Here is a 21,432-nt window from a genome sequence, read left to right as displayed (position 1 = left end):
CTATCTTGATCAATCGCCCACCCGCTGCGCAGCGAGGGCATTCTCATAATCCTTGCGAGCCGTCTTCACCTGCTCGCGCACCGAGACTTCCGGCACTGCGACGTCCCACCAATGACCGCCGGCATCGGTTGAGACGAGAGGATCGGTATCGATGACGATGACGGTGCTGCGCTCCGCGCTACGTGCCTTCTTCAGCGCGTCTTCCAATTCGCCGATTCCCTTCACCTTGATCGCCTGAGCGCCGAGGCTCGCCGCATGGGCGGCAAAGTCGATATCGGGGAGCGTCACATAGTTCGTATGCTGTAAAAGGTTGTTGAAGCTTTCGCCGCCGGTGGCGCGTTGCAGGCGGTTGATGCAGCCATAGCCGCGATTGTCGAGGAGCACGACGATCAGCTTCTTGCCCAGCATGACTGATGTGGCGAGTTCCGAATTCATCATGAGATAGGAACCGTCACCCACCATCACGATCACTTCGCGGGAGGGATCGGCCATCTTCACGCCGAGCCCGCCGGCGATCTCGTAGCCCATGCAGGAATAGCCATATTCCATGTGGTAGCCGAGCGGTTGCAGAGCCTTCCAATGCTTATGCAATTCGCCCGGCAGGCCGCCGGCCGCGCAGACCACCACGTCTGTCGGCTGCGAGGTGCGCTGCACCGCGCCGATCACCTGCGCATCGGAAGGCAGCTCCGCATTGGTCGGATCCGTGTAGCGGGCGGCGGTGTCGAACCAGCGCACCTTTTCGTCTCGAGCCTTCGCTGTCCAGGCCTCCGGCGCTTTCCAGGCGCCGAGCGCGCGGCTCAGTTCCTCAAGACCCACACGCGCATCGGCGACGAGCGGAGCCGCATTATGCTTGGTCGCGTCAAAGGTCTGCACATTGAGGCCGACGATGCGCCGGTTCGGGTTCTTGAACAGGGCCCAGGAACCGGTGGTGAAGTCCTGCAGGCGCGTGCCGACCGCGATCACCACATCGGCCTCTTCAGCGAGCGCGTTGGCGGCGCCCGTGCCGGTCACGCCGACAGCGCCGAGGCAGGCTGCATGATCGTGAGGCAGGCTCGACTTTCCTGCTTGCGTTTCGCCGACGAAGACGCCGTGTTTTTCTGCAAACTCCGCTAGCATCTTCTCTGCGCCGGAATAGAGCACGCCGCCACCTGCGACGATGAAGGGCTTTTTCGCCTTGCGAATGAGATCGGCTGCTTCCGCGAGCTCTGTCTCGTCCGGACGGATGCGGCGTGGCGTCCAGATCTTTTCTGTAAAGAAGCTTTCGGGATAATCATAGGCCTCGGCCTGCGTGTCCTGGCAGAGCGCCAGCGTCACCGGTCCGCACTCGGCAGGATCGGTGAGCACGGTCATCGCCCGCTGGAGCGCGGGGATGATCTGTTCAGGGCGCGTGATGCGGTCGAAATAGCGGGAGACGGGGCGGAAGCAATCATTCGCCGAGACCGTGCCGTCGGAAAAACTCTCAACCTGTTGCAGCACCGGATCGGGCTTGTGGTTGGCGAAGACGTCACCGGGAAGAAGCAGCACGGGCAGGCGGTTCACTTGGGCGACCGCGGCGGCGGTCACCATGTTGGTGGCGCCGGGTCCGATGGAGGTGGTGCAGGCCATCATGCGGCGGCGGCGGGACGCTTTAGCGAAGGCAATCGCCGCATGGGCCATGCCCTGCTCGTTATGGGCGCGGTAGGTGGGAAGCTGGTCGCGCACACCATGCAGCGCCTCGCCCATGCCCGCCACGTTGCCGTGGCCGAAGATCGCCCAGACACCGCCGAAGAGCGGCAGGATTTGCCCGTCGATGTCGGTTTTCTGCGCCGTCAGGAAGCGGGCGACGGCTTGCGCCATGGTCAGGCGGATCGTGCTCATACGGTTTCCTCTCGAATGGCGCCGGCAACAGAGGCAGCAGCGTTCTCAGGTTTTCTCGTTCATGAAAAGAGGGCGGAGCCAAACCGAGCTCCACCCTTGGTATTAAGCAGCTTTCGCGCGTCCGGACATCTTTTGCCATGAATCGACAAGGCGCTGGAAGCGTGAGGCCATGTCATCGACGGCCGCCTCGTCCGATATCTCACTTTTCAGCCAGCGCCGCGCGGCATCGTTGAAGATCGTGCGGCCGACCGCGAAGCCCTTCACCTGCGGCTCCTTGGCGGCGGCCGCGAAAGCGGCCTCCAACTCGTTCTCGGGCGCTTCGAGGCCGAGCAGCACGATGCCACGGCAATAGGGATCATTTTTCGTGATCACCGCCCCGATGGCATGCCAGGCCGCTTCCTCCCGCTGCGGCTCGAGCTTCCACCAATCGGGCTTGATGCCGAGGTCGTAGAGGTGTTGCAGGATACTCGCCACCGTATCGGTCTTCAGTACCCCATGCTTTCCCGCAATGATCTCCACCAGCAATTCGCGGCCGATGCGGCGTGCAGCGTCATGCAGGCGAAGCAGGTCGCGTTCCTGGCGCTCCTTCAACTCCGGCGGATCGTCCGGATGATAGAAGCACAGGCACTTGATCGTATGCCCGACAGGCCATTCCACGAGCTTCGCGCCAAGCGAGCCGCCGCCTTCGAAATCGAGCGGGCGCGAGCCCGGCAGCTCGACCGGCCGGCCGATCCAGAACGGATGATCGGCCGCGCGGAACAGGGCCTCGCGTCCGTAGGTGCCGTCGATCAGCATGCCGAAGCCGGGGCGGCCACCCGCCACCTTTGCGGCCGCCTCGACGGCCAGCACCTTGAAATCGGGAATGCGCTCGATCGGCGCCCCGATCTCCTTCGCCAATGCTTCCAACTGCATGCGGTGATCGATGGCAAGCGCCATGAGCGTGTTGCTTTGCGGCCGGCGCGTCGTTGCCCAGTGGATGTGGTTGATATCCTCGTCGAAGCGCAGGGCCTTGTGGCGGCTGCCGGTTTTGAGGAAATGCTGCAGCTCGGGGAAGGTCGGAATCTCGGGCGAGCAGAGCAGGCGCGAGACCGCAAACGCCCCGCTCGCATTGGCATAGGCGCAGCAGGTTTCGAACGGCTCATCCCGCAGCCATCCGCGCAGGAAGCCGGAGAGAAAGGCATCGCCCGCGCCGAGCACGTTGTAGACCTCGACCGGGAAACCGGGCCCCTTCACGCCGTCGTCGAGCGAGGCGGGGATCTCACTGGGAAACACCACGCAGCCCATGGGGCCGCGCTTGCACACGATGGTCGCCTTCGAGATGGCCCGGATGGCCCGGATGGCAGCGAGCGTATCTTCCGATCCACCCGCGATGTGCAACTCCTCCTCCGTGCCGACGACGAGATCGCAATCGACGAGGATCGGCTTCAAATGCTCCGTCACCGCATCGGAGCGCACATAGCGCGACTCGCCCGCACCGTGGCCGAGCAAGCCCCAGAGGTTGGGACGATAATCGACATCGAATACGACCTTGCGGCCGTGCTCTTTAGCGATGCGGATCGCCTTCCTCTGCGCGGCGGCCGTGTTCTCGCGCGAGAAATGCGTGCCCGTGACGACGATGGCGGCGGCCGACGCGATGAAGCTCTCGTCGATATCGTCCTCGGTCAGCGCCATGTCGGCGCAATTGTCGCGATAGAAGATTAGCGGAAAGGAATCCTCGTCCCGCACACCGAGGATCACCAGCGCGGTAAGCCGTTCCCCGTCGGTGACGATGCCTTTCGTCGAAACGCCCTCGCGCTCCATCTGCTCGCGGATGAAACGGCCCATGGCCTCATCGCCGACGCGGGTGACCAGACCCGATTTCAAACCGAGCCGCGCGGTGCCGATGGCGATATTGGCCGGGCATCCGCCCACCGCCTTGGAAAAGGAGGCCATGTCTTCCAATCGCCCGCCCACCTGCTGGCCGTAGAGATCGACCGAGGAGCGACCGATGGTGATGACATCCAGGGCTGGCTTCATGCTATTCCTCCCGCTGCCGGTCTTCGTCGGACCGTGTGAGAGCCGCGTCGGCCCTTGCAGTTATAGAACGTTTATTCTATTAGCAGCTTACGTTGGAATATCAATTCTAAATTTCACCGTAGCCGGCAAAGAATCAGAGAGGAAACATGATCAGGATCGCCGTTCTGGGCGCGGGCCGAATCGGCCGCATTCACGGGCGCAACGCCGCCAACCATTCGGGTGCCCGCCTCGTGGCGGTGGCCGATCCGCATGCCCCCTCCGCACAGGAGCTGGCAGGGGCGACAGGCGCCGAGGTCGCGTCGCTGGATGAGATCGTCGAGCGCTCCGACGTGGATGCCATCCTTGTCTGCACGCCGACTACGACCCACGCCGATCTGATCGAGCGTGGCGCGCGCGCCGGCAAGGCGGTGTTCTGCGAGAAGCCGGTCGATCTGTCGAGCGCGCGCATCGAGACCTGCCTTGCGGCGGTCGAGAAGGCCGGTACGCCGCTGATGATCGGTTTCAACCGCCGCTTCGATCCGAATTTCGCATCCTTGCGCCGTCGCCTTGCCGACGGCGAGGTCGGCGAGGTCGAACTCGTCACCATTCTGTCGCGCGATCCCGGTCCGCCGCCGGTGAGCTACATCGCCACCTCCGGTGGTCTCTTCCGGGATATGATGATCCACGATCTCGACATGGCCCGCTTCCTGCTGCTCGGCGACGAGCCGGTGGAAGTGCATGCGGTGGGCTCGTCTCTCGTCGACCCGGCCATCGGCCAGGCCGGCGATGTGGACACCGCCGCCGTGATGCTGAAGACCGCCAAGGGCAAGATCGTGCAGATCTCCAATTCCCGCCGCGCCACTTACGGCTACGACCAGCGTGTCGAGGTACACGGCTCCAAGGGCATGATCCGCGCCGGCAATATCCACCGCACGACGGTGGAGGTGGCGAATGCCTCCGGCATTACCGCCGATCCGGTGCAGGACTTCTTCCTGGAGCGCTATGCCGAAGCCTATCGCGACGAACTCACCACGTTCCTGAACGCCATCCGCGACGGCAAGCCATGCAACCCGACCGGCCGCGATGGGCTGATGGCCCAGCGTCTCGCTGATGCGGCGGCGGAATCAGCGCAGAGCGGTAAGCCGGTACGGGTGTAAGCAGACGTCATCCCGGACGGCGTAAGCCGATCCGGGAGCGTTGAATCATTGAAGCGCTGCCATTCCGGGGCCGCGCAGCGGAGCCCGGGATCCATAAACGCTGACGCTCCGGAGCAAGCGAAGGGGAGGCCGCTGCACCTTTCTCCCACCGTCGTGGTTATGGATTCCCGCCTGCGCGGGGATGATGGTGTCGAGGTTCCAGTGCTTTATTCTGCCGACGATCCCGGATCGCCCGAGGCGTCCGGGATGACGGGCTAACCTTCCGCCCGCTTCTCTGCCGTTCCCACAGCCAGCGCCATCGCCAACGCAAAGGAGGCGGAGAGCGACCGGAAGGCGCCGAAATCGGCTTCTGCGACTTCGAGCCAGACATCGGCATTCGTCACCAGCGGGCTGAAGGCGGAATCCGTGATCGCCACCACCGGCACATCGCGCTGCGCGGCCGCTGCGGCGAGGTCGGCCGTGACAGGCGCGTAGGGCGTGAAGCTGATGGCGAGCACCGCGTCACGCTTCGTCGCAATGGCGAGCTGTTCGGGGCCAAGCTGGCCGACATGATCGATGAGGATCGCCCGCACTCCGAGCTTGCCGAACGCATAGGCGCAATAGGCGATGACCGGGAACACCCGGCGGGCGCCGAGGAGATAGACCGTATCGGCCTTGGCCAGGGTCTCGATGGCGCGGGACAGCTCTTCCGGGCGCACCGAGGCCTGCATCCGATCGAGGGAGACGGCCGCGGCATGGGTGAAGCCCTCGAGCAGGGAGGCCGCATGCACGTGATGCCCTTCCGCGTCGCGCAATCCCTTGAGGCGCTCGCGGTAATCGGGAAAGCGCTCGCGCAGGCGATCGCGAAAGATCTGCTGCAGATGGGAGAAGCCGTCATAGCCGAGGCTCTTGGCGAAGCGCACCAGTGTGGAGGGCTGCACGCCGGCATGTTCGGCGATGCCCGCCACCGTTCCGAAGGCCATGTCTTCGGGATGCTCCAGCGCAAAGGCCGCGAGCTGCTTCAGGCGCTTCGGCATCGATTCGCGGCGGCTAAGCAGCAGTGTCCGCAACCCGTCGAAATCGTCAGGAACCTCTGTCGTGACCGCTTCTGCACCACCCATGCTGTTCCGTTGCTCCATGTGCTCGACCCTGGGCTCCAGATCGGGCCTTGACCCAATCCTACAAAAATGGAATAAAAATTCCAATATAGAAACAAAAAGGTTCTGACGTTCCGTTTTGACGGACGATCGGACCGGCAGAGGGAACGCTGTACGGACGGTGATTCGCCCTTCGGCTCATTTGTTTTCTCTCTGCCCGGTGAGGCAAGCGGCAAGGCCGCGGCGGTCGCCGCAGCGCACAGGCGTTGCGGTGCTCGCATGAGAACCATCTGGGAGGAAGAGTATGAAATCACTCGTTACCGGTCTGGCCGCCGCAGCGGCTCTGACCTTTGCCACTGCTGCCCCGGTCGCGGCGCAGCAGAATACCCGCATCATCGTCGTCAGCCACGGCCAGGCCAACGATCCGTTCTGGTCGGTGGTCAAAAACGGCGTGACGGCGGGTGGCCAGGATATGAAGATCCAGGTCGATTATCGGGCACCTGAGACCTTCGACATGGTCGCCATGGCCCAGCTCATCGATGCGGCAGTGAATCAGAAGCCGGCGGGCCTGATCGTCTCGATCCCGGATTCTTCGGCGCTCGGCCCGGCGATCCAGAAGGCGGTCGCCGCCGGCATTCCGGTGATCTCGATGAATTCGGGCTCCGACGTATCGAAGAAGCTCGGCGCGTTGCTCCATGTGGGCCAGGACGAGGTCGAGGCCGGGCGCATCGCCGGCGCGAAGCTGAAGGAGCTGGGCGGCAAGGTCGGCTTGTGCGTGAACCAGGAGGTCGGCAACGTGTCGCTCGATCTGCGCTGCAAGGGCTTCATGGAAGGCTTCGGCGGCAAGGTGACGGTGCTTCCCGTCACGAACGATCCGGCGGATGTACGTGCCAAGGTGAAGGCGGCGGTTGCTGCCGATGCCTCGATTGATACCATCCTCGCGCTCGGCGCCGGCACGGCGGGCGAGCCGTCGGTGGCGGCCGTGAAGGAGGCCGGCAAGACCGGCGCCATCCGCGTCGCCACGTTCGACATGTCGGCCGGCTTCCTCAAGTCGGTGGCGAGCGGCGAGGCGCTCTTCGCCATCGACCAGCAGCAATATCTGCAGGGTTATCTGCCGGTGGTGTTCCTGGCGAATTACGCCAAATACGGCCTGATGCCCGGCGGCAATGTGCCCTCCGGCCCGAACCTGATCACGAAGGACAAGGCCAGCCAGGTGATCGATCTGTCCGCCAAGGGCATTCGCTAACACATCGATCGGAGCCTGCGGTTGCAGCGACCGCAGGCTCCTCCATTTTTGGATTCATTTGGGGAGGCGCTCATGGTCGACACCACCCAGCCGACCGCCAATCTCGCACCGGCCGCGGCCGTCAAGAAAATTCAGGACGAGCGCCTGCGGGAGGTCTCCCTCCTCACGAAGATCATGCGGCGGCCCGAGCTCGGCGCATTGGCCGGTCTCATCCTCGTCACGATCTTCTTTCTGTCGACCGCCGATGCCTCGATGTTCACCCTTGCGGGCATCATGAACATTCTCTCGCCTGCCTCGCAGCTCGGCATCCTCGCCATCGCGGCTGCTCTCCTGATGATCGGCGGCGAGTTCGATCTCTCCATAGGTTCCATGGTGGCCTTCACTGGCCTCGTCTTCGGCGCTTTCATCACGCTGAGCGGCTGGCCGCTCCTTGTCGCGATCGCTGCGACCTTCGTCGTGGCGGCGGTGCTCGGTGGGCTCAACGGCCAGATGGTGATCCGCACACGGCTTCCTTCCTTCATCGTCACGCTCGCCTTCCTGTTCATCCTGCGCGGCCTCTCGCTCGTCGGCTTGAAATGGGCAACCGGCGGATCGACCCAGATGCGCGGCATCGGCGATCAGGCGGGCGAGGGCCTCATCCGCGAACTCTTCTCGGGCGTCGCCTTCGAGGGCGTGTTCTCCTGGCTCGCGGCGAATGACATCATCGCCAAGTTCCCGAATGGCACGCCGACCGTGACGGGAATGCCAGTCTCCATCGTCTGGTTCATTCTCTTCGCGCTGGCAGCCACATGGCTTCTTCTGCGCACACGCGCCGGCAACTGGATCTTTGCCGCCGGCGGCGATGCCAATGCGGCGCGCAATTCCGGCGTGCCGGTCGACCGGGTGAAAACGGCGCTCTTCATGCTCACCGCCGCCGCCGCCGCCCTTGTCGCCATCCTCACCGTGCTCGATGCCGGATCGACCGATGCGCGGCGCGGTTTCCAGAAGGAGTTCGAGGCCATCATCGCCGCAGTGATCGGCGGCTGCCTGCTCACCGGCGGCTACGGCTCGGCCATCGGGGCGTTCTTCGGCGCCATCATCTTCGGCATGGTGTCCATCGGCCTCACCTATACGCGGTTCGATTCCGACTGGTTCCAGGTCTTCCTCGGCGCCATGCTGCTGCTGGCCGTGCTGTTCAACAACTTCATCCGCCGCAAAGTGACGGGAGAGCGCTGATGGACAAGCAAGCTCCGCTCATCGATATCCGTAATCTCGTCAAGCATTTCGGCTCGGTGATCGCACTCTCCGGCGTGTCGCTCACCGTCCATCGCGGCGAGGTCATGTGTCTGCTCGGCGACAACGGCGCCGGCAAGTCGACGCTGATCAAGACGCTCGCCGGCGTCCACAAGCCGACCTCGGGCGAGTTCTTCGTCGAAGGCCAGCCGGTGACCTTCACCAGCCCGCGCGATGCACTCGATGCGGGCATTGCGACGGTCTATCAGGACCTTGCGATGATTCCGCTCATGTCGGTCACGCGCAACTTCTTCATGGGTCGCGAGCCGGTGAAGGGCATCTGGCCGTTCCGCAATGTGGATTTCGACCATTGTGACGAGGTCACCCGCGAGGAGATGCACAAGATCGGCATCGACGTGCGCGATCCGCACCAGGCCGTCGGTACTCTGTCCGGCGGCGAGCGGCAATGCGTGGCGATTGCCCGCGCGGTTTATTTCGGCGCCAAGGTGCTGATCCTCGACGAGCCGACATCGGCGCTCGGCGTGGCACAGACCTCCATGGTGCTGAAATACATCCACCAGGTGCGGAGTAAGGGCCTTGGCGTGATCTTCATCACGCACAATGTGCGCCATGCCTATGCGGTGGGTGACCGTTTCACCGTGCTCAATCGCGGCAAGACGCTCGGCACCTACAAGAAATCCGAGATCCAGATCGATGAGCTGCAGAATCTCATGGCCGGCGGCAAGGAATTGCAGGCGGTGTCAGAGGAACTGGGTGGGATGGTGTAGTCGCGATCACTGGCGATTTCCCATAGGATGTAGGCGCTTTTCCCTCCCCACAAGGCGGAGGAGGGCATCGGGCGCCATCTTTCATTTGTGGACCTGACTCTCGGGATGAGTGCGGAGAATAGTTCATCAACACTGGAGCATGACGCATGACAACACTCGGCATCGGTCTCATCGGCACGGGCTATATGGGCAAGTGCCATGCGCTTGCCTGGAATGCCGTTGCTGCCGTCTTCGGCGATGTGGATCGGCCGCGTCTCGCGGTGCTGGCTGAAACGTCTCAGGAACTTGCCGAGAGAAAAGCGCGCGAGCTCGGCTTTGCGCGTGCCACCGGCGATTGGCGCACGCTGGTTGCCGATCCTGACGTCGATGTGGTGTCGATCACCACGCCCAACGCCTTCCATCCCGAGATGGCGATTGCGGCGCTGGAGGCGGGCAAGCATGTCTGGTGCGAGAAGCCGATGGCGACGAAGCTGGTTGATGCGGAGCGGATGCTGGCTGCTGCGCGCGCCTCGGGCAAGGTTGCGGTGCTTGGCTATAACTACATCCAGAATCCGATCATGCGCCTGATCCGCCTCCTCCTCGACGAGGGAGAAATCGGCGAGGTCAATCATGTGCGTCTCGAGATGGACGAGGATTTCATGGCCGATCCGGGGGAGCTCTTCTTCTGGAAGAGCGAGGCGAGTTCCGGCCACGGTGCGCTCGACGATTTCGGCGTCCATGCGCTGAGCCTGATCTGGGTTCTGTTCGGCGGCGTGCGCCGTGTCTGCGGGCATATGGCCAAGCCTTACGCGGACCGCCCGGTGAAGGATGGTGGTCGTCGCGCCGTCGAGACCTACGACATCGCCACGACCCTGATCGAGCTTAACAATGGCGCTTCCAGCATAATCGCGCTCAACCGCTCAGCCTGGGGCCGCAAGGGGCGCATCTTCGTCCAGCTCTTCGGCTCGAAAGGCACCATCGTCTATGACCAGGAGCGGATGAACGAGGTGCAGCTTTATACGGCCGATGGAGCGAAGGATCGCCAAGGCTTTCGCACCATCCTGACCTCCCCGCATCATCCGCCTTATGATAAATTCATTCCCGCGCCGGGACATGGACTCGGCTTCAACGACCTGAAGATCGTCGAGTGCCGGGAACTGATCCGCCGCATCGATGGGAAGGCCGCCCATCTGATTACGTTCGAGGATGGCATCCGCATCGAGCGGGTCGTGGATGCGATCGCGAGGAGCGCGCATTCGGGCGTCTGGGTAGATGTCCCAGCGAGTGAGGATAGACAAGCCGCTTAAGGAGGTTCGACCATGAAAGTCGGGACAACAGCGGATCGGATCATCATCGAGTACGATATCAGGCAGGCGCCGCAGCAGATCTGGGCCGCATTGACCGCGCCGGAAGCGATTACGGCCTGGTGGGGTAACCACGTGAGCCTGGATGCGAAAGCCGGCGGTGCTTTCCGTGAAGAATGGACCGACGAAACCGGACGGAGAGTGGTCACCACCGGAACCGTGAGCCGATTCGAGCCGCCGGAATTCCTCGAACTCACCTGGGCTGACGAGGATTGGCCTCAGCCCACCCAGGTGTCCATGGTTCTCGATCCCGTCGCGGAGACAAAAACGCTCCTGCGGCTTGAGCATCGCGGCTGGTCGGTATTGCCCGCAGACAAGAGGCAGCGGCTGATCGAGCAGCATGCAGCGGGCTGGCATCATCACTTGCGGGATCTCGAGGCTTATCTGGGCCGTTGAGATTCTCTTTAGGCCGCGTGCGCCTTCACCACCTCAAGGAAGGCATCCGCATAGCGGTCGAGCTTGGCCTGTCCGACGCCATGAATTTCACCGAAGGCGCGCACGGTTGTCGGCCGCTTGGCCACCATGTCGATCAGGCTGCGGTCGGAGAAGATCACGTAGGCCGGTACGCCCTCTTCCTTGGCAAGCCGCGTGCGCAGGGCCTTCAGATCGAGGAGCAGCGGATCGTCGGAGGGCACGACGGATTCCGCTTCCATCCGCGAGCGTCTGCGGCGGCGCTCGGCGGGCTTCATGAGCACGTCGGAGCGCAACTCGATCCGCTCCTGACTTTTGAGCACCGCGACGCCCTTGTCGGTCAGCGTCCAGCGGCCGTATTCGGCGAGTTCGAGTCCGATCAATCCCGCCGCATAGATCTGTCGCAGCAGCGAGCGCCATTCGGTTTTCGAACGGTCGTTGCCGACTCCAAAGGTTTTCAGCTTGTCGTGGCCGAAGCGACGGATCGAATCCGTCTCCTCGCCCACGAGGATGCTGATGAGATGCTCGGTGCCGAAGCGCTCGCCCGTGCGCACGATGGCGGAGAGAATCTTTTGCGCCTCGATGGTGCCATCAAAAGACATCACGCCATCGATGCACAGATCGCAATTGCCGCACGGTTCGGTGCTCTCACCGAAATAGGCGAGCAGGGTCTGGCGGCGGCAGCGCGGCGCTTCGCATAAGGCGACGAGTGCGTTGAGGCGCTGACGTTCCACACGCTTCTGCTCGTCTGCCGCGTCGCTCTCCTCGATCTGCAGCCGGCGCAGGCGCATGTCGTCGAGGCCGTAGAGGGTGAGCGTGTCGGCGGGTGCGCCGTCGCGGCCTGCGCGGCCGATTTCCTGGTAATAGGCCTCGATGGATTTCGGCAAAGCCGCATGGGCGACGAAGCGAACGTCGGGCTTGTCGATGCCCATGCCGAAGGCCACGGTCGCCACCATCACCACGCCATCCTCCTGCAGGAAGATGTCCTGATTCTTGGCGCGGTCGGCTTGCGGCATGCCGGCGTGGTAGGGCAGGGCGCGGTAGCCGGCCTGGCTCAGGGAATCGGCGAGCTTCTCGGTGGCATCGCGGGACGAGCAATAGACGATGCCGCTCTCATGCCGGTGCTTGTCGAGGAAGGCAAAGAGCTGACGCCTCGAATGTTCCTTCGCCTGCATGGCAAGACGCAGGTTCGGCCGGTCGAAGCCGTGAATGAAGAGGCGCGGCTCCTCCTCGAACAGGCGATGCATGATGTCGCCGCGCGTCGCCACGTCGGCGGTGGCGGTGAGCGCGATGGTCTGCACGTTGCCGAGGCGCTGGCGCACTTCGCCGAGCATGGCGTATTCCGGCCGGAAGTCGTGGCCCCATTGCGAGACGCAGTGTGCTTCGTCGATGGCAAGCAGGTTCACGCCGGCGCGTCCGAGCCATTCCGTGGTGCCGGTATTCGCGAGGCGTTCCGGCGAGGCGTAGAGAATGCGCATGCTGCGGTCGCGCACCGCATCGACCACGCGGCGGTTCTCGGCCGGGTCGTTGGCGGAGTTGAGGCTGCCCGCCTCGATGCCGAAATGCCGAAGTGCGGCCACCTGATCGCGCATGAGGGCGATGAGCGGCGAGACGACCAGGGTCAGGCCCTCGCGGGCGAGCGTCGGCAACTGGTAGCACAGGGATTTTCCTGCACCGGTCGGCATGATGGCGAGAACGTCCTCGCCGGCCAGCACGGCGCGCACGATCTCCTCCTGTCCTTCGCGGAAGGAGGGAAAGCCGAAAACGTCGTGGAGAATCTTGGCGGGATCGATCACAAAAGCCGTGTGGCCGATGACGGATTCAAGGTCAATGCGTCATCGGGAATCCCTAAGCGGGCTAGGACGCCTTTCGCAGCGGCAAAGCCGGTGGCGAAACTGGCCTGGAGCAGGTAGCCGCCGGTCGGCGCCTCCCAGTCCAGCATCTCGCCGGCCACGAAGGTGCCCGGAATCAGGCGCAGCATCAGGTGCTCGTCCACCTCGTCGAACGGCACGCCGCCGGCGCTGGAAATGGCGCGGTCAAGAGGCTTCGTGCCCGTCAGTGTCAGGGGCGCGGCCTTGATCAGGCGGGCGAGCGAATAGGGGTCCGACGGCAGGGCAGGGGACAGCTCTCGCAGCAGCGCGATCCCGACCGGGCTGAGGCCGGCGCTTTTCCGCAGGAAGGTGGAGGCGGACTGGCCCTTTCGTGGCGCACTCAGGCGCTTGGCGAGAGCCTCCTCGGACAGGTCGGGTCGCAGGTCGAGGTGCAGGGTGGCGCTGCCCAGCTGTTCGATGGCATCGCGGAGCCTGGCCGAGAGGGCATAGACCGCGCCGCCCTCGATCCCGTTCGCTGTGAGGATGGCCTCGCCCTTCACGGTTCTGTCCTCGAAGGTCAGGGCGATTCGCTTCAGGGGCTCACCCTCGAAGCGGCTGCGCATGATGTCGGACCAGGGAAGGGTGAAGCCCATATTGGCCGGCCGGAGGGGCGAGACCTGGATACCGCGTCGGGACAGAAGCGCCACCCAGGTTCCATCGGAACCGAGGCGGGGCCAGCTTGCGCCGCCGAGCGCCAGGATGGTAGCCGAGGGCTTGACCTGGACTTTCTGGCCGGCCGCATCGGTGAAGACCAGATGGCCGTCCTCGTCCCAGCCCTGCCAGCGATGGCGCAGACTGAGGCGGATTCCGAGGCCCTCCAGGCGCGAAAGCCAGGCGCGCAGAAGGGGCGAGGCCTTGAAGGCTTTTGGAAACACGCGTCCGCTGGAGCCTACGAAGGTCTCCTGTCCCAATCCCTCGCTCCAGGCGCGCAGATCGTCCGGACGGAAGGCCTCGATCAGGGGGCGCAGCTGCGGCTCGGCCTCGGCATAGCGAGTGACGAAGCGCTCGAATTCCTCCGAATGCGTCAGGTTCAGCCCGCCCCTTCCCGCCATGAGGAGCTTCCGTCCGACGGACGGCATCTGGTCGTAGAGAGTGACCTTGAGGCCCGCACGTCCCAGAACCTCCGCGGCGATCAGGCCGGCGGGGCCGCCGCCGACGATGGCGACATCAGAAGAGGAGGGACTTGAGGACATGCGGTCAGCTGACGCGGGAGAAGGTGAATTCTGGACCCCCACGCTTCAGCATGGCATGCAGCGTCATCGGGTTCATGGCTTTTGCACATGAACGCCACGGGCTATTTTTGCAAGGGGAGCGGCGCTCAACGCCGCCCGAAGGGGATTTTTCATGCGGGTTCTTTTCATTGTGGGCTTGGTGGCCCTGGGGCTGGCCGGCTGCGCCGGCGACTGGGCGCTGACCCCCAAGGATGCCGTCCTGGCGAGTTCCACGAACGATGCCGCCGAGGCTGCCAGGCTGATCTCGGCTTACCGCGTCTCGAAGGGCCTGAGCCCGGTGACGGTGGATTCCTCTCTCAACAAGGCGGCGGAGCATCAGGCCCGGGCAGTGGCGGCGGCGGGCCGGCTCAGCCATGGCAGCTTCGCCAGCCGCATGGATGAATACGGCATCATCGGCTATTCCGCGGAAAACCTTTCGGCCGGCTCGGACTCGGTTGACGGCGCCATCGGGCGCTGGAAGGCCTCGCCCGGCCACAACAGCAATCTCCTGATGCCCCAGGCCCGCAAGATCGGGCTCGCCCGCGCGGACGCGAACAACCGCTACGGCCGCTACTGGGCGCTCGTTCTCGGTCAGTAAGCGTGGCACTCATAGAGGCCTGGAGCGTTAGGAATCGAGTTCCTCTCGCTCGCGGCCCGCATGACCCATCAGCAAATGCTCGCCTTTGCCATCGTCACCGGGATGATGGCACTCTTCGTATGGGGTCGCTTCCGCTACGATCTCGTCGCGGTTCTGTCGCTCCTTGCCGCGGTGCTGGTCGGCATCGTTCCAGCCGACAAGGCTTTTGAGGGCTTCAGCGACGACATCGTCATCATCGTGGCGAGCGCGCTCCTGGTCAGTGCGGCCATGGCGAAATCGGGGGTGCTCGAGGCCGGGCTGAACCGGGTCGGGCCCTATTTGCGCACTACGCAGATTCAGGTCGTCGTGCTCGTCGCCGTGGTGACGGTTCTCTCCGCCTTCGTGAAGAACATCGGCGCGCTGGCGATGATGATTCCCGTCGCATTCCAGATCGCCCGGCGCACGAACACGCCGCCTTCGAGCTTCCTCATGCCGATGGCCTTCGGCTCCCTACTCGGCGGCATCGTGACCCTGATCGGCACCTCACCCAACATCATCGTGTCGCGGGTCCGAGAGGAGCTTCTGGGCGAACCCTTCGGGATGTTCGATTTCACGCCGGTCGGGCTCGGCATCGCGTTGGCGGGCGTCGTCTTCCTCGCCTTCGGCTATCGCCTGCTCCCACAAGGCCGGAAGGGCGCTGCATCGCTGGATGAAGCGCTCAACATCAAGGACTACGTGACCGAGGCGCGCGTGACGTCCAATTCCGACGTGGTCGGGAAAACCGTGGCGGATCTGCACAGGCTCGCCAATGGCGAGGTGAAGGTCGCGGCCATCATCCGCAATGAAACTCGCAGCTCACGTCCGCTCCCGGATGCGGCCATCCGCGAGAACGACCTGCTCATGCTCGAAGGCGAGCCGGATGCGCTCGAGAGCACTGTCGCCCGGGCCGGACTGAAGCTCAGTCGGGAGCATCGCCAGCCCGAAACGGACGAGGCCACGGACGAGATCGGCGTCATCGAGGCCATCGTCGGGCCGAACTCCGCGCTTGCAGGCGTTTCGGCGGAGGAGATCGGCCTCTATGAGCGATACGGCGTCAATCTCATCGCCGTCAGCCGCAGCGGCGAGCGTTTCAAGGAGAGGCTGCGCAAGATTGCCCTGCGTTCGGGCGATGTCATCGTGCTCCAGGGCAATCTCAAGAAGCTGCCGGATACCTTGCGCGAACTCGGCTGCCTTCCCCTGGCGGCCCGCGAGATTCGCCTCGGCAGCGCGCGCCGGAGCCTCGTTCCCGCGGCGATTCTCGCCGTCACCATGATGCTGGTCGCCCTCAACATCCTGCCCGTGGCCATTGCCTTCTTCGGAGCAGGCGTCCTCCTCATCATCTTCGGCTCGCTTACCCTGCGCGAGGTCTACGAGACCATTGAGTGGCCGATCATCGTCATGCTCGGCGCGCTGATCCCGGTCAGCGAGTCGATCCGCACGACCGGCGGCACGGATCTGATCGCAGGCTGGCTCTCATCCGCCGCCAACATGCTGCCGCCGACCGGAGCCCTCGTGCTCATCATGGTGGCCGCGATGGCGGTGACGCCGTTCCTCAACAATGCCGCAACGGTGCTGGTGATGGCGCCCATCGCGGCGAGCTTCGCCACCCAGCTCGGCTTCAGGCCCGATGCTTTCCTCATGGCGGTCGCGATCGGCGCTGCCTGCGACTTCCTCACCCCTATCGGCCATCAATGCAACACGCTGGTGATGGGGCCGGGCGGTTACCGATTCGGCGACTATTGGCGGCTCGGGCTGCCGCTCTCGATCCTGGTGGTGGTGATCGGCGTGCCGCTCATCATGCTGGTCTGGCCGCTGCAGTAGAGCATCAGACCCAAAAGGGAGCAGCGCTTTTGGGATCGATCCGATCGATGCGTCTTCATTCCCGTCAGCGGAAGATTGCCGTGAGGAGCAGGGTGGTGCCTGCGATCGAGGTCGAGAGAGCCACGATCATGGCCCAAATGTGCAGCCGGTCCCGCTCCTCCTGGTTGAGCAAGGGGCGATAGCGCGAATCAGAGCGGCCGAAGATGAAGCTGGTGTTCCGCGCCGGCCGGGGATCGTGCGGCAACACGCAGAAGCTCGACCGCACCGTCTGTTGGCGGACGCTGTAGGACGTTTCGCGGGAGAGCGGCGGGGTCATGGCGGGACGCTACACAGGGCAGGATTGCGAGCGAGAGATTCGCCTCAAAGGCGTGAAGGAGTGGTAAAGGCGCCAAGCTTTTCCCATCGTCGTAAACCAAACCTTTCCGAAGGACTGCTGCCGAAAGCCGCTCAGGTCCGCTTCAGACCCCGCTTTTCATGGGACGTCGATTGCGTTACGTAGTATCGTATTCGTCATGGAGAGGCCCGTGGGCAAAGTATCGGGTTTGGGAGCAATCGTTGCGCTGGGGCTGATATTGTCCGCGTGCAATCAAACGGACGCAGGTTCGGCCGCCGGTGAGATTGCCGCCGCTCTGGATCCGACAGGGATCTCCGGCGCCGCCATGGAAATCGCCGAGACCAGCCAAGCGGCTTCCGGTGGGGTGGACTTCAGCGCCCTTGCCCCCCGCCTTGCGGATATCGCGGCCGGCAACACGTCGGGCCCGAACTACATGGCTTCCTTCGACCGTCAGATCGCGCTCACGATGGCCAGGCAATCGGCCAAGATGGCTCAATCCGCCCGCAACACAGCCGTGGATGCTGCCGTGGGCGCGGCCTTGAGCGGCGGGACGAGCCTTGTGGGTTCGGGCTACGGCCTCGCCATGCAGGGCGCCGGCAACGCCATGCTGGCGGCTCAAATGGCTGGCGCCAGGGCGCAGGCAAGTGCCGATGTCGCAAGGGCGGAGGCTCAGCAGAGGGCCGAACAGCTCGTCCCGGATGCGGACCGGCCCTCGGAAGCTCAGGCTGTGTTGTCCATCCTCGGCGGCTCTTCCGGGACCAGCGCCTCGTGGCAGAACCCCGCCACCGGCGCGTCCGGAAGGGTGACCCTCAAAGTCATGGACAAGAGGATGTTCGGTGGCCTCGATTGCCGCTCGATTCAGCGGGAATGGAGAAGCGGTTCAACATTGCGCCGAGGCGATATGCTGGCCTGCCGCAACAAAGGTGAATGGTACGCCTTTTCATAGCGCTTCGCCCCGGTCGATGCGCGGTTTGAAAAAGGAAGCATCGGGCGGGTCCAATCGTGCTTTCCACTTTTCACATCCGATGCTTAAGCAGAAAACGGGTCGTCACATCATCATCCGTATGGCATGTCGTAAGCCGATTCTGAAAGCGCAGACATGACACAAGCCTCCGTCCAAAAAACCATGACCGCGTCCGATTGGGCGCTGCTTACCATTCTCTCGATCGTCTGGGGTGGCTCCTTCCTCTTCATCGGTGTCACGGTGCGTGAACTGCCGCCTTTGACCATCGTGGCGCTGCGGGTGGCGACGGCCGCCTTGGCGCTTCTCCTCGTTTTGCGGATCATGGGCGTGGAGTTGCCGCGCACCCGTCAGGTCTGGGCTGCCTTTCTCGGCATGTCGATTCTCAACAACGTCATCCCCTTCACGCTCATCGTTTGGGGACAGAGTCATATCGCGAGCGGCCTTGCCTCCATTCTCAATGCGACCACGCCGCTCTTCACCGTGATCGTGGCGCATTACCTGACAGCCGACGAGCGCCTGACGGGGCAGAAATTCGCAGGTGTCATTGTGGGCTTCGTCGGTGTCGCAGTGATGATCGGAGCTGCGGCTTTCGCTTCGCTGGATGCGAGCATCCTGGCGCAGATCGCGGTTCTGGGCGCTGCCCTGTCCTATGCCTTTTCAGGCGTGTTCGGGCGGCGCTTCAAGACCATGGGCATTCCGCCGCTCGCCACCGCCGCCGGGCAGGTCACGGTATCGAGCGCGATTCTTTTGCCCACGGCACTGATTGTCGACCGGCCCTGGGCGCTCACGATGCCGAGCACCGGGGCGATCCTGTCACTCTCAGCCCTCGGCCTCGTCTCGACAGCCTTCGCCTATCTGATCTTCTTCCGCCTGCTTGCGCGGGCCGGCGCCACCAATGTCGGCCTCGTGACCTTCCTCATCCCGGTCAGCGCCATCCTTCTCGGCGTGCTGATCCTCGGCGAGACACTGGCTGCGCGTCACATCGTCGGGATGGTCCTGATCGGCGCGGGGCTCGTCCTGATCGACGGGCGTCTCGTCTCCACGCTGGCGCGATTTACCGCGAAGGAGCCGGTGACGCGCGGAAACGGTTGAACATCATGTCGGGCGCGCTGGTATTGTGGCGCGAGGGAAGAAGGCGGCCCATCCACGCATCGGTCGCCTTCGCGCCCTGAAAGTTCATGATCATCTCCTCGCGCCAGGAGCGGGCCTTTTCCTCACGCACGGCGATGCGCGCCACATCCGCGTTGAATTCGGTCACGTACATGGAACGCAGCCCTGCGAAGGGCAGGCCGGATACGCCCTGATCGAAGGCGATGTCCAGGGTCATGCGCTCCTCGTTGAGGGCCTTGACGGCGACACTCGTCTTGCCGCCCTTCGCCAGTGTCAGCGTGAAGGTCATGGTCTTCGGATCGAAGGCGATATCCTTCAGATTGACCACCGGCCGCTGGTCGAATTCCACCGGGCCGACGAGGAAGGAAGAACCATAAGAAGTCCAATCCAGATGCTCGGGCGGAAGCGGCTTGATGCGCCAATAGCCGTCGCCCGGATAGATCACGAGCACTTCGATCGCCTTGTCGCCGCGCTTCTTGAGCAGCTGGAGGAGATGGATCCTGTGCGTGACCTTGTCGCCGATGGTCACCGTGACGTCGCTCGGGCGCCAGAACTCGGTGAAGGACAAGCCCATGATGCGGACATTCGCGTCCTCATAGAGGGTCGACATGGTCGGATGCGGCTTGGTCGAGGTCTCCTCGGAAATGTCCTCGCAGGCGGTCCAGTCCGGCTCCCAGCGATCCTGGCGGAGGGAGCCCATATAGGCTGGATGCACGGCCTCGATCTGGAAATGCTTCACCTCCGGCGAAGCGAAATTGATCGCCACGTTGTCCTTTTCCGCGCAGAGCACCGGCTCGCTGGTATTCGTCACATCCACGGCCAGCCCGTCGAGGGTGGCGGCGCTTGCCGTGGAGGCAAGACCAAGGAATCCAAGGGCGATGAGCCGGGACAAGAATTGGGGCATCGTCAATAATCTTTACGGAAGCTAAAGCGGCGGGAAGCGCCAGAGATAGCGCGCCCTGACTATGCCGTCGAGCCAAGACACCTTTGCAGGCGAGCCTGTTGATTCGACATGGCTGCCATCGCATCTATGCGATTAGGGATCGGGGGAGGCCTGTGATAGGGTGAAAGCGCCCTGAAGCGTGGCTTCAGGGGCGAATGACCCTCGAACAACCCCCTTCTCGCCGGATTTGAGGCCGTTTTTCTTGAGTTTTCGATGATGCGCCTGACCTTGAGCCTGTCCGACAATCCCGCCACGACTTCGGTCGAGCGGGCGATCATGGAGTTCCGCAGCGCCCGTCCCGTGGTGATCGACGGGTCGGAGGGCAGCGCGCTCGTGGTCGGTGTCGAGGATCTGGGCGAGGCCATGAGCACCGAAATCGAGGCCATCGCGGGAGGTCACGCCTATCTCGTCCTGCCGGCGGCAAGGCTCCGCCGCCTCGGCCTCGAGCGCGAGGTCCCCGGCCGGGTGGCTCTGCCCGTGGTGGACCGCAGCCGCGTGGAGGCTCTGGCCCTCAAGGTCGACAGCCGCATCGATGCGCCGGTCCGGCCCACCGATACGCTGGACGGGGAGGCTCTGGAACTGGCTCGCCTGTCGCTCGTTCTGCCGGCCGTGATTGTCGTGCCGCTGACGAAGGGCGTCGAGATCGATTCGTCGCTCGTGCGGGTTTCCGGAGAGGCCATTCGCGGCTATCGGCGCGCCAAGGCGGCCGACCTGAAGATCGTCAGCCGGGCGCCGGTGCCGCTGGAAGGCGCGCCCACCAGCGAGTTCGTGGTGTTCCGCGGTGGCGAGGGCCTGCGCGATCAGGTGGCGATCGTGGTCGGCAAGCCGGATTTCTCCAAGCCGGTGACCGTGCGGCTGCATTCGGCGTGCCTGACGGGCGATCTCTTCGGCAGCCTGAAATGCGATTGCGGCGACCAGCTGCGCGAGACCGTGCGCTTCATGGCGCAAGCCGAGGGCGGCATCCTGCTTTATCTCGACCAGGAAGGACGCGGGAACGGCATCGCCAACAAGATCCGGGCCTACAAGCTCCAGTCGCAAGGTTACGACACCTATGACGCCGACGAGGTTCTGGGCTTCGAGGCCGATCAGCGCCGCTTCGATTTCGCGGCCGTGATGCTGCAGGAACTGGGCGTGAGCAAGGTCCGCCTCATGACCAACAACCCGGAAAAGATCGCGGCTCTGACCAAGGCGGGTCTCGAGGTGATCTCCGATCATCGCGTGCTGGGTCGCCCGACGGCGGAGAACGTCAGCTACCTTGCCGCCAAGCGCGATCGCGCCGGGCACTATATCGATCTCGAGGGCATGCTCGCCTGCTCGAACAAGGATTGAGCCCTCCGTTCATCGGACACGTCGTTTGATTGCCCACAGGATCCGAAGGTTCCTGTGGATTCTGTGCGGGTATCGCACGACGATGTCGACGTAAGCCACTGCAATCGTTGAAATTTGAGTCCCCTACATCCCCATTCTTGCGACGTAA

At 63.9% G+C, this 21,432-nt stretch carries 18 protein-coding genes; 11 read left to right on the top strand and 7 right to left on the bottom strand.

The window, feature by feature from the left end; all coding sequences use genetic code 11:
- Positions 1-9 precede the first annotated feature (9 nt).
- Both iolD and ACS5Q1_RS07025 read right to left on the bottom strand, forming a co-directional pair.
- Entirely contained in the window at positions 10-1,857 is a 1,848-nt protein-coding gene (iolD, locus tag ACS5Q1_RS07030; protein ID WP_473097489.1) for a 3D-(3,5/4)-trihydroxycyclohexane-1,2-dione acylhydrolase (decyclizing), read from the bottom strand.
- Between the two features lie 102 nt (positions 1,858-1,959).
- A complete protein-coding gene (locus tag ACS5Q1_RS07025; protein WP_473097488.1) occupies positions 1,960-3,873 on the bottom strand; it encodes a bifunctional 5-dehydro-2-deoxygluconokinase/5-dehydro-2-deoxyphosphogluconate aldolase in 1,914 nt (637 codons plus the stop codon).
- 146 nt (positions 3,874-4,019) lie between these two features.
- Here ACS5Q1_RS07025 and iolG point away from each other — a divergent pair, with 146 nt between their 5' ends.
- Positions 4,020-5,009 (top strand): inositol 2-dehydrogenase, encoded by a 990-nt coding sequence (gene iolG / locus ACS5Q1_RS07020; RefSeq protein ID WP_473097487.1) that lies wholly within the window; start codon positions 4,020-4,022, stop codon positions 5,007-5,009.
- A gap of 254 nt (positions 5,010-5,263) precedes the next feature.
- On the opposite strand, the gene ACS5Q1_RS07015 is transcribed toward iolG, so the two are convergent.
- Positions 5,264-6,109, bottom strand: coding sequence for a MurR/RpiR family transcriptional regulator (locus ACS5Q1_RS07015; RefSeq protein WP_246776680.1), 846 nt, complete (start codon positions 6,107-6,109; stop codon positions 5,264-5,266).
- A 280-nt stretch (positions 6,110-6,389) separates the two neighbouring features.
- On the opposite strand from ACS5Q1_RS07015, the gene ACS5Q1_RS07010 reads away from it, so the two are divergent.
- The 5 genes from ACS5Q1_RS07010 (at position 6,390) to ACS5Q1_RS06990 (ending at position 11,070) form a co-directional block, all read left to right on the top strand.
- Entirely contained in the window at positions 6,390-7,331 is a 942-nt protein-coding gene (locus ACS5Q1_RS07010) for a sugar ABC transporter substrate-binding protein (RefSeq protein ID WP_473097486.1), read from the top strand.
- Between the two features lie 72 nt (positions 7,332-7,403).
- A complete protein-coding gene (locus ACS5Q1_RS07005; RefSeq protein WP_246776679.1) occupies positions 7,404-8,546 on the top strand; it encodes an ABC transporter permease in 1,143 nt (380 codons plus the stop codon).
- Positions 8,546-9,331, top strand: coding sequence for an ATP-binding cassette domain-containing protein (locus ACS5Q1_RS07000; RefSeq protein WP_203441580.1), 786 nt, complete (start codon positions 8,546-8,548; stop codon positions 9,329-9,331). The genes ACS5Q1_RS07005 and ACS5Q1_RS07000 overlap by 1 nt, the downstream gene beginning before the upstream one ends.
- Before the next feature lie 146 nt (positions 9,332-9,477).
- Positions 9,478-10,617: a Gfo/Idh/MocA family protein gene (locus tag ACS5Q1_RS06995; RefSeq protein ID WP_473097485.1), complete on the top strand. Its 1,140-nt coding sequence runs from the start codon at positions 9,478-9,480 to the stop codon at positions 10,615-10,617.
- Positions 10,618-10,629: 12 nt separating this feature from the next.
- Positions 10,630-11,070 (top strand): SRPBCC family protein, encoded by a 441-nt coding sequence (locus ACS5Q1_RS06990; RefSeq protein WP_473097484.1) that lies wholly within the window; start codon positions 10,630-10,632, stop codon positions 11,068-11,070.
- Between the two features lie 8 nt (positions 11,071-11,078).
- Here ACS5Q1_RS06990 and recQ read toward each other — a convergent pair whose 3' ends face one another.
- Both recQ and ACS5Q1_RS06980 read right to left on the bottom strand, forming a co-directional pair.
- Positions 11,079-12,881, bottom strand: coding sequence for a DNA helicase RecQ (gene recQ, locus ACS5Q1_RS06985; RefSeq protein WP_473097483.1), 1,803 nt, complete (start codon positions 12,879-12,881; stop codon positions 11,079-11,081).
- Positions 12,878-14,149 (bottom strand): BaiN/RdsA family NAD(P)/FAD-dependent oxidoreductase, encoded by a 1,272-nt coding sequence (locus ACS5Q1_RS06980; protein ID WP_473097482.1) that lies wholly within the window; start codon positions 14,147-14,149, stop codon positions 12,878-12,880. The genes recQ and ACS5Q1_RS06980 overlap by 4 nt, the downstream gene beginning before the upstream one ends.
- Positions 14,150-14,300: 151 nt before the next feature.
- On the opposite strand from ACS5Q1_RS06980, the gene ACS5Q1_RS06975 reads away from it, so the two are divergent.
- Together ACS5Q1_RS06975 and ACS5Q1_RS06970 are read left to right on the top strand one after the other, a co-directional pair.
- Positions 14,301-14,765, top strand: coding sequence for a CAP domain-containing protein (locus tag ACS5Q1_RS06975; protein ID WP_203441575.1), 465 nt, complete (start codon positions 14,301-14,303; stop codon positions 14,763-14,765).
- A gap of 60 nt (positions 14,766-14,825) precedes the next feature.
- Positions 14,826-16,604, top strand: coding sequence for an SLC13 family permease (locus tag ACS5Q1_RS06970; protein ID WP_473097481.1), 1,779 nt, complete (start codon positions 14,826-14,828; stop codon positions 16,602-16,604).
- A 64-nt stretch (positions 16,605-16,668) separates the two neighbouring features.
- Here ACS5Q1_RS06970 and ACS5Q1_RS06965 read toward each other — a convergent pair whose 3' ends face one another.
- Positions 16,669-16,920, bottom strand: a complete 252-nt coding sequence (locus tag ACS5Q1_RS06965; RefSeq protein WP_203441573.1) for a hypothetical protein — start codon at positions 16,918-16,920, stop codon at positions 16,669-16,671.
- A 208-nt stretch (positions 16,921-17,128) separates the two neighbouring features.
- Here ACS5Q1_RS06965 and ACS5Q1_RS06960 point away from each other — a divergent pair, with 208 nt between their 5' ends.
- Both ACS5Q1_RS06960 and ACS5Q1_RS06955 read left to right on the top strand, forming a co-directional pair.
- Positions 17,129-17,884, top strand: coding sequence for a hypothetical protein (locus tag ACS5Q1_RS06960; protein ID WP_473097480.1), 756 nt, complete (start codon positions 17,129-17,131; stop codon positions 17,882-17,884).
- Positions 17,885-18,037: 153 nt separating this feature from the next.
- Positions 18,038-18,994: a DMT family transporter gene (locus ACS5Q1_RS06955; protein ID WP_473097479.1), complete on the top strand. Its 957-nt coding sequence runs from the start codon at positions 18,038-18,040 to the stop codon at positions 18,992-18,994.
- On the opposite strand, the gene ACS5Q1_RS06950 is transcribed toward ACS5Q1_RS06955, so the two are convergent.
- Complete coding sequence (locus tag ACS5Q1_RS06950) at positions 18,957-19,916, bottom strand: hypothetical protein (RefSeq protein ID WP_473097478.1); 960 nt, start codon at positions 19,914-19,916, stop codon at positions 18,957-18,959. The genes ACS5Q1_RS06955 and ACS5Q1_RS06950 overlap by 38 nt on opposite strands.
- A 255-nt stretch (positions 19,917-20,171) precedes the next feature.
- On the opposite strand from ACS5Q1_RS06950, the gene ribA reads away from it, so the two are divergent.
- Positions 20,172-21,284 carry a GTP cyclohydrolase II RibA gene (gene ribA / locus ACS5Q1_RS06945; protein WP_473097528.1) on the top strand — a complete coding sequence of 371 codons (1,113 nt, stop codon included), beginning with the start codon at positions 20,172-20,174 and terminating at the stop codon, positions 21,282-21,284.
- The last annotated feature ends 148 nt before the right edge of the window (positions 21,285-21,432 follow it).

This window comes from Microvirga sp. GN3 (genome assembly GCF_055792825.1).
Note: the sequence above shows the minus strand (reverse complement) of the source record. Positions and strands in the feature narration are given on the sequence as shown.